We start from the raw sequence: 7917 nt of genomic DNA on the forward strand, positions 1-7917 counted from the left end.
AAGATACTTCTGTTCTCTATTACAATCCTTTACCCAAAGCCCGTTGGAGTCAGCGACAATATTTGCTGTATCCCGTTCGTATGTATCGAGTTGTGGCGCCCCGTGTCTCATCTCGTAAAGTCAACATCTTAGAAAAAGCAGTTTTGGGAATGTGTCGCGCAGGCATCACTGAAGCTGCTAAAATTGGTCATCACCTTGATATTGGCAAAGATCTCACAGCCCTCATCATCTCTCAACTTGCCGATCGATATTACGTTGACTCACGTGGAAACCTTACTCAAAAGGGGCAAAAAGTTCTGGAAGACGAAACTTTTATCGCCCAGGAGGCTACTGTTGGGTTTATCTTCCAAGATCCGTGGACAGGTGACTTATTTCCACGCTTTGCAGAGCGCGAAGAGTACGCTGAAGTTCGTTTCAAAGATTCAGAGTTTCCAGAATTAATCCTTGGTACAACCGGTAAGCCAGATTACCGACGGCCTTTTATGCCGCAAGTCAAAAATACGATCGAACAGCAACCTTCTCCGAATGAAATTATTAAGGCGGTTCGAGAGCATGAAAGAACTCTTAAAAATGTCAGTCGTATCAAAGACGATGATGGTGATACCTGGGTTTTTGAGAAACTTCCGACTCTCGATCGTGTAAGTTTTATTGATGACAAACCAACCGATCTATGGCTGGCAACTTGTATATATGTACCTGAAGACTCTTCAAGTGCGAATGTCTGGAACGTTTGCGATCCGTTTGGCTTAGGAGATAGCCCCTGGTTGCTCCGACAGTTAGAGAAACACCGAAAAAATCAAAGAATTCATGGATTAGAGAAATTGTTGCTTAATATGCTGGGCGACCAACGAAAGGAGCAATTCAGCAACCTTGATGATTGGCTAACCCGGGCAGATGGGGAAGCCTGTTTACAGGTTGAGGATAAATTGACTCCTGCAATTAGAAGATGGGAGGAGTTATTTGATGATCTAGTCGCCCTTGAACGATTATATATTGAGGCGGAGGAAGTGACAGATTGTAAAATTCTGCTCGGCAAATTGGAGGATATTTTGACTAAATCGCAGAAGGTGGCTGAAAGACTGTTGAAAATGCTTCAGCAGAATTATCCTACCAAAGGAAAAGCCGATAGATTGAGTGACCGCAGAGAGTTGAATCGTCAACCCCTGAATGATTATGCAGAAAATGCTGGTTTCAGACAGCCTTTGGCTCCCGGATTACTAAGTGTCGATCGCAATTCAATCCGCAAAGCCGCAGATTATGGAAATGGTTCGCTACGTGCTCTCATACTAGCTACACTACTTGCTACCCCAGATAACTCCACACATCCACTCCGACTTGCAGCTCAACAATACCCCGATTTACTACATCTCCTGGATGAGTTGGCAGAAAAACGTAATGCTGCCGCACATAGCTCAAATCAGAGGGGTGATACTCAACCACGCGAATTAGCAGACTTGGCACGACAAATTGATGCTGTGTACAGGTTAGTCGCTGGAACATTGCAACTGTCTTATCAACCGTAAAATTTTACCTTTCTCAGGATTAATATGGCTCACAATAAAAAAGGATCTTCAGGTAATCAAAATCAAACCGGAGTTAAAAACCCAGGAGGAAATGCAAAAAGTGATACTTATGCGGGAATAAAAACATCAAATTCAGAAAAAATCGACTTCTCTAATGAGGAGATTAATACCTTATCTGGCAAGGCTTTAGAACAGCTTGCGGAAGAGGATTTAGAAACATTAGACTCATCCCCTCCAGAGAATTTTGACCTTAAGCAGCTTTGGGAGAAAGCAGAAATTTTTGATTTAGCTACCAAGCGCCTGGAATTGGAAAATCAGCAACTTGAGAGCCAAAAACAAGAGTTACAGGTTAAGCAGACTGATTTAGAAGACCAGAAGCAGAAATTGACGGAAGCATCTAAACTCTTAGGAAAGGAGCGAGAGCAACTGAATCGACAACTGGCAGAGATAAACCAACAAGAGCGCCAATTTCAAGAACGGGAAGCTAATGCAACAGCCGGATTTCTGACCCAAAATCGAGTTGCCCTATCCCAATTGGAACAACAGATTGCACAAGTCAGCCAAGAGCTCGCGCAAGCTCTGAGCACGAAGGTCGAGATCCAGCAACAACTGACAGAAGAAATTGGTCAAAAGTATGCTGAATTTGAGCAGAAGATTTTTACAGAAAGACAGGAATTTGAGCAAGAGCGGCAACAACTAATTGCAGATCGCAGAGCATTGAGGAATGAGCAAAACAGGTTAGAAATTGACCGTGAGTTACTGGACGAAGAGCGACAATCTTTTGAAGAAAAATTAGCTCAACGTGCAGTCGCAAAAGTTGAGAGCCTTGAAGCTAATTTGCGAATTTGGAAAGAACGGTATGAGGAATCACAAAAACTACAACAAAGCTTAGAAGTAAATCTACGCAAAGCTGTTGATGCAAATAAGAGATTTGGGCAACGTAATCCAGAAGAGATTTTGGCTGAGTTAGAAGACTTGCGCCGACAAAATAATGAATTAGATCAAAAATTAGCTGAACGTCCTACAGAAGCTGCTGCGAGACGCTTGGAAGATTTGGAGGCTCAGAAAGAACAGTGGGAAGCAGAACGTTTTCGACTGAGCACAAAAGTACAGGAATTAGAGCGTTCAGCAGCCACTAATCGAATCGCAGTTCTTAATTTGGAAACGTTGCGGGATGAAAAGGAAGCTTTAGAAGCTAGCAATAATCGTCTTCGAGCAGTGCTGGAAGAGTTAAGGGTAAAGGTCAATGATGCGATCGCTCAATCTAAAGAGCGTAGCCCCTTTGAGAAATGTGTCCAACTGGACAAAGATGAGAATTTGCAAATTGCTCCCACACTTTCACAGGAATCAATCGATCTTGCACAGTTTGCTGAAGACCTTCGTTATCGTATTGCTATATCTCCCAAGGGTAAGCGGTTGTACTACTCAGAACAGGACATCCGAGCCTTCTTGGGTGGGATTGCGATGAGTAAACTCCACATCCTACAAGGTATCAGTGGCACGGGTAAAACCAGTCTCCCTATTGCCTTCGCACGTGCATTAGGACGGCGAGGAAGAGATAACTATAAACTGGTTGAAGTACAAGCAGGATGGCGCGATCGCCAGGATTTAATTGGCTACTACAACTCTTTTGAAGGGAAATTCTATGAAACAGAGTTTTTAAGGGCTTTGTACGAGGCTCAGTGTCCCGAATTCCGCGATCAAATTTATATCATCATCCTAGATGAAATGAATCTATCTCGCCCTGAACAGTATTTTGCCGACTTTCTTTCCAAATTAGAACAGGATGCCCCTGAACTGATATTAAATACCGATCTAGAACGTCCCTCACCCCAACTTTTCAAAAAGAATGACACACTTATCATTCCACCAAACGTCTGGTTCGTGGGAACTGCTAACCAGGATGAAACAACTTTAGAATTTGCCGATAAAACTTACGATCGCGCTCATGTAATGGAACTTGAACGCAGTCAGCAAAGCTTTTAGATTCCTAAACTTTCACCCAGATATCCCATCTCTTATAATGCACTGACAACTGCTTTCAAGGAAGCTCAAAAACAACATCAGAGTAAAGCTACTAAAGCATTCGACTTTCTGAATTGCTACCTATCTGAGATATTGGAAAGTAAATTCAAAATTGGTTGGGGAAATCGACTACAACGTCAAATTAATGATTACATCCCGGTTTTGATTGCGGCAGGAGGTTCCCTAACTGAAGCGACAGACGACATTCTGGCAACTAAGATTTTGCGGAAAGTGCGCGATCGCCATGACATCCAACTAGGAGATATGACCGAACTTAAGGAAACGATAGAAACATACTGGTCTGAACTAGACGCAGGTTCACCAGTCAAGTCATTTAAAATTATGGAATCGGAGTTGCAGCGGCTTGAGCGAGGAACGTATTAATTATGCAGTTTTACAATCGCTTAACTGGACAGACTCGTAAAGAAATGCCGACTCGGTTATTGTTGGGTCAATGGCAGATTCATAGTGAAACAGAAACAGCTACAGTCAATGCTGTCCCCCTCTCACCGCCATCCCGACTATATATTTTTCCTGATACTGGGAAACGCTGTTCAATACGAGTGTTAGATGAAAGTAGAAAGGAACAATCTTTCCCTGATTGGCAAATTCCTTCTGATTTGCTGTTGGAAAGCCTTGGCTTTTTTGCGGGAACCCTAGATAAACTCGATAAACTCTCAGGTAATTTATGGGAGAAATGGGTAAATACATCGCCACTGGTGCATGATATTGGAAAAACTATTCGTCCCCAAAGATTAGAGGAACTTCTGGAGAGACATATTGGACATATTGAGGAAATTTGTCATCGTCCAAGAACTTATCTCAAGATGGAAACCGACAGATTACCTGTCTCCCGCGTGCAAAGAATTTCGCCCCATGCTACAGAGTTTTTGTCGGCTCATACAGAAGACTGGGAGAAACGAACGTTTCGGAATGTACGTCCGAAGAGAGTTTTATGTCTGATCCGAGAAGACCTGTTAGATATTTATGAGAACAAAGTTACCGCTCGATTAATCGATCATCTGCTGGAATACCTCCAGAAACGAATTATCGAAGTGAAGGCTCTTAAAAGAGAGTTAGAGCAAGCAGATGACTTCTCTAAAGACACTCAAAAAATCCATTGGCGAAACCGAAACCGAATTTGTAGCCTTTGGGGCGAGCAGTTTCAAGCCGGAAGTGCCCTGAAAACAGCGGACAAGACACTTAAACTATTGAAACAGTTGCAATACAAGCTACGAGGATTGCTAGATACTGAGTTATATCGTGCTATCCCCAAACAGGCAACGGTTGGCAATACCCTCAAACGAACTAATATTCTGATCGACGATCGGCATTATCGCTATGTGGACAGGTTGTGGCAAGCTTGGATGCCGTGGAAGCGTGGCCACACACAGACTCCCCAACAGATATTTGAAACCTATAAACAAGGCTTTAAGGGGTTTGAAGCTTTCTGTTTACTTCTCATTAGCCGCGCTTTAACAGGTAACGGAACAACAAATGATCGAGGCCTAGAATTTGAGGCTGACGATCTGCTTTGTTTGCAACCAGATGGCTCGATTCAATTCCACAGCCCAAGAGGTAGCATAACTTTGAGGTGGCAGCATGATGGAACTATTTTATTAGAAGCAGACAAAATTAAACATCTGAAATTAATTCCATTAATGCTCCCCTTAACTGCTACAGAAGATGCAAATGTAATTAATCCTATTCTTGACGAATTTCGTTCGGCTTGTTCTGAAAACCAGAACTGCCCAGTAATAATTCTGTATCCAGGAACTGAGGATGAGCGACAGAAGTTACCTCAGTTACTCCAACAACAGATTAATAGTTTAAAAAAACCCTTGGCTGTATTACCTGTTAGCCCACTAGATATTCTCAGTGTTGAGCGTATTGCTCGTGCTATTCAATGGTGGCTCTATAGTCAATACTGTCAAATCTATCCTTTCACAATTGAGGAGCCAATACATCCGTCACTGCTGGAAGAAAATTCATGGATTATTCAGGAAGGACGACATTATAAATTACTTTGTTCACCTAAACCAGAAGACCAGGTGGATTTTGATAATCGTCTCTCAAAACTAATTAATCAAGCTAAAGCTCGTGGATCGCAAGCTAAAGGAGAACTACTTGAATTACAGAATCTGAATAGCTTCCCGGCTCGAACAGAAGAACGATTTAAGCCATTGTTAACTTGTCCAACCTGTTACAAGAAAAGCGATCGCCTTGAGCCTCTAGATAGCCAGTGCTTCCGTTGTGATTGTAAGAGTGGCAATGATGATTGCGGAACCGAGTGGGGAACGCGAATTTGTCGCAAGTGTAGCGAGCGTTACCCATACATCAAACTCTCTGATTCAGGTATTCTTAACTCATGGTACGATCGACAAGTAGGATCTGTCGATCGCATTTTCGGTAGAAACGTATTAGCAATCCCTTGTCGGAGTGATAAAGATACTAAAAGCTTTATCTGTCCAGCCTGTGGGGCTTGTAGTTGAAACCCATCTTCGGCACTCGCGATCGTGTCACACCACGAATTTTGGGATGAGTGAATATTTTGGACTGGCGATGGTCACAATGATTTCCTTGTACTTTGTCTAAAAAGTAACTTGATTTGTTCTCAAAATTCCGAAAAAAGCGATTGTGACAGTAGAGGATGCCGAAGGTGGGTTACATCTGCGTTTATCGGCGTTGATCTGCGGTTTCAAACCTCTGATATTTCTCAAAGTTCGGTGCTATGCTTGGCCCTTTATTGGGATTGTTTTCTGAAGATAATGAGATTTAATTTTTAACCGCAGATGAACGCAAATAAACGCAGATAAACTGCCAACGAAATCGACGTTTATCGGCGTTGATCTGCGGTTTCAAACCTCTTATATTCCTAAATAAATGTGAAGTCAAATCCCGAAAGAGAAGAAACCCCAGTTACACCATTTAACTTCGCTAAAATGCGAGAATCGCCGCCGCTGACATTATTGCCATTGCCGTCATAAATGATGTAAGTATTGCCGCCGGAATCGTAGGCAAACAAGAAAGCACTTCCTCCCAGAATATTTGCAGAAACAGTTGTCTGCACGTTCAGCAGAACTTGACTGCCATTGTTGAGATTCGGGAATCCGGGGGCAAAATTAAACTGATCGGCGATCGGCACGCCGAGACCGGTGAAATCAGTAATCACATCGTATCCGCCCGCCGCGATCGCAGCATTGATTGCCGCCGAAGAAGCCGCATCAAACGCCGGCCCGCCATCAGCAGGGCTGGTATAGCGGAATTGATTGCTGCCGCCGCCGCCCGTCACCGTATCAGCGCCGAGGCCGCCTACAAGCACGTCGTTATCCAAACCGCCGTTCATCGTATCGTTCCCACCTTGGCCGTCAACAGTATCTGCCCCTGCAAAACCGTTCAAATTATCTGGCAAAGAGCCACCAACCAACCTGTTAGGCCCGCTATCCGCCGGCAAGATTGAAACGGCGATCGTACCTGTACCCGGAATTGTCCCGAATCCGTCGCTGACGCTGTAGGTGAAAGTAGTTGTACCCGCTACGTTGCCGGGGATAAACTGCACCTGAGTGCCGAGATTCACAGCTATGCCTAGTTTCGGCGTGCCGACATTGATAATGCTGAGCGGCCCTTTTTGCGGGCTGGAGTCGTTGGCCAGTACGTCGATGAATGTCGGCAGCAGATTATTCGTATTCGTAAATACGATGCCATCATCGCCAAGCACCGGCGGCAGCGTCGTCGGAAGGGTTGACGATGTATTGAAAGAGTTGATGTTAATCGCGACTGAGGCTGCCGCCGTGCCGCCTTGGTCGTCCGCTACGCTGTAGCTGAAGGAACCGGCTGACCCGATCGCATTAGTTTTAGGTTGGAACTTCAGGCCGAGCAATTCCTGAACTGTCAGTTTTTGGTTGATCGCAACTGGAGTCGTACCCACAACTACTTGACCGAAAGTAGCATTGGGAACTCCGATGACTCCGATCGACAGCGGCTGGCCCTCCGGATCGCTGGGCTGCGAAATGCTTAGAGACAGAGGCGAATTCTGCAAAGCAGTCAGCGTCTTGCCAGTTTCTACGATCGGCGGCTCGTTAGGAGTCGGAGATGTAAAACTGGGCGGCACCGGCCCCCCGCCGAAAGGTGGAGGAGTTGGGGTTGTCGCAGTTGGAGTCGGGACGATCGAAGGACTCGGGCTCGGAGTTGTCGCGCCCGCAGTCGGACTCGGACTCGTACTCGGAACCTGTATCGGCAATGTCCCCGTTGTGGGACTCGTGGTTGTCCCGGCTGATGCAGCACCAGAAGCAGTTGTCCCGGCTGATGCAGCACCAGAAGCAGTTGTCCCGGCTGATGCAGCACCAGAAGCAGTTGTCCCGGCTGATGC

At 45.0% G+C, this 7917-nt stretch carries 5 protein-coding genes; 4 read left to right on the top strand and 1 reads right to left on the bottom strand.

Annotated elements, in window-relative coordinates; genetic code table 11:
• Positions 1–149: 149 nt before the first annotated feature.
• The 4 genes from QUB63_RS34130 to QUB63_RS34145 all read left to right on the top strand — a co-directional run bounded on the left by QUB63_RS34130 (position 150) and on the right by QUB63_RS34145 (position 6040).
• The gene (locus QUB63_RS34130) at positions 150–1523 is read left to right on the top strand and encodes a hypothetical protein (protein ID WP_332949825.1); all 1374 of its coding nucleotides are present in this window, start codon (positions 150–152) and stop codon (positions 1521–1523) included.
• Between the two features lie 24 nt (positions 1524–1547).
• On the top strand, positions 1548–3509 hold the full coding sequence (locus tag QUB63_RS34135) for a hypothetical protein (protein ID WP_332949826.1): 1962 nt from the start codon (positions 1548–1550) through the stop codon (positions 3507–3509).
• Between the two features lie 132 nt (positions 3510–3641).
• Complete coding sequence (locus QUB63_RS34140; RefSeq protein ID WP_332949827.1) at positions 3642–3932, top strand: hypothetical protein; 291 nt, start codon at positions 3642–3644, stop codon at positions 3930–3932.
• A 2-nt stretch (positions 3933–3934) separates the two neighbouring features.
• Positions 3935–6040: a hypothetical protein gene (locus tag QUB63_RS34145; protein WP_332949828.1), complete on the top strand. Its 2106-nt coding sequence runs from the start codon at positions 3935–3937 to the stop codon at positions 6038–6040.
• A 383-nt stretch (positions 6041–6423) separates the two neighbouring features.
• On the opposite strand, the gene QUB63_RS34150 is transcribed toward QUB63_RS34145, so the two are convergent.
• On the bottom strand, positions 6424–7917 hold a 1494-nt coding region (locus QUB63_RS34150), incomplete at its 5' end, for a calcium-binding protein (RefSeq protein ID WP_442921838.1).

Origin of the sequence: Microcoleus sp. ARI1-B5, assembly GCF_036705795.1 — a bacterium.
Lineage (GTDB): Bacteria > Cyanobacteriota > Cyanobacteriia > Cyanobacteriales > Microcoleaceae > Microcoleus.

Bases quoted from the DNA above. Each gene is read 5' to 3' on its own strand.
- QUB63_RS34135 (WP_332949826.1), top strand. From the start codon at position 1,548: ATGGCTCACAATAAAAAAGGATCTTCAGGTAATCAAAATCAAACCGGA.
- QUB63_RS34130 (WP_332949825.1), top strand. From the start codon at position 150: ATGTGTCGCGCAGGCATCACTGAAGCTGCTAAAATTGGTCATCACCTT.
- QUB63_RS34145 (WP_332949828.1), top strand. From the start codon at position 3,935: ATGCAGTTTTACAATCGCTTAACTGGACAGACTCGTAAAGAAATGCCG.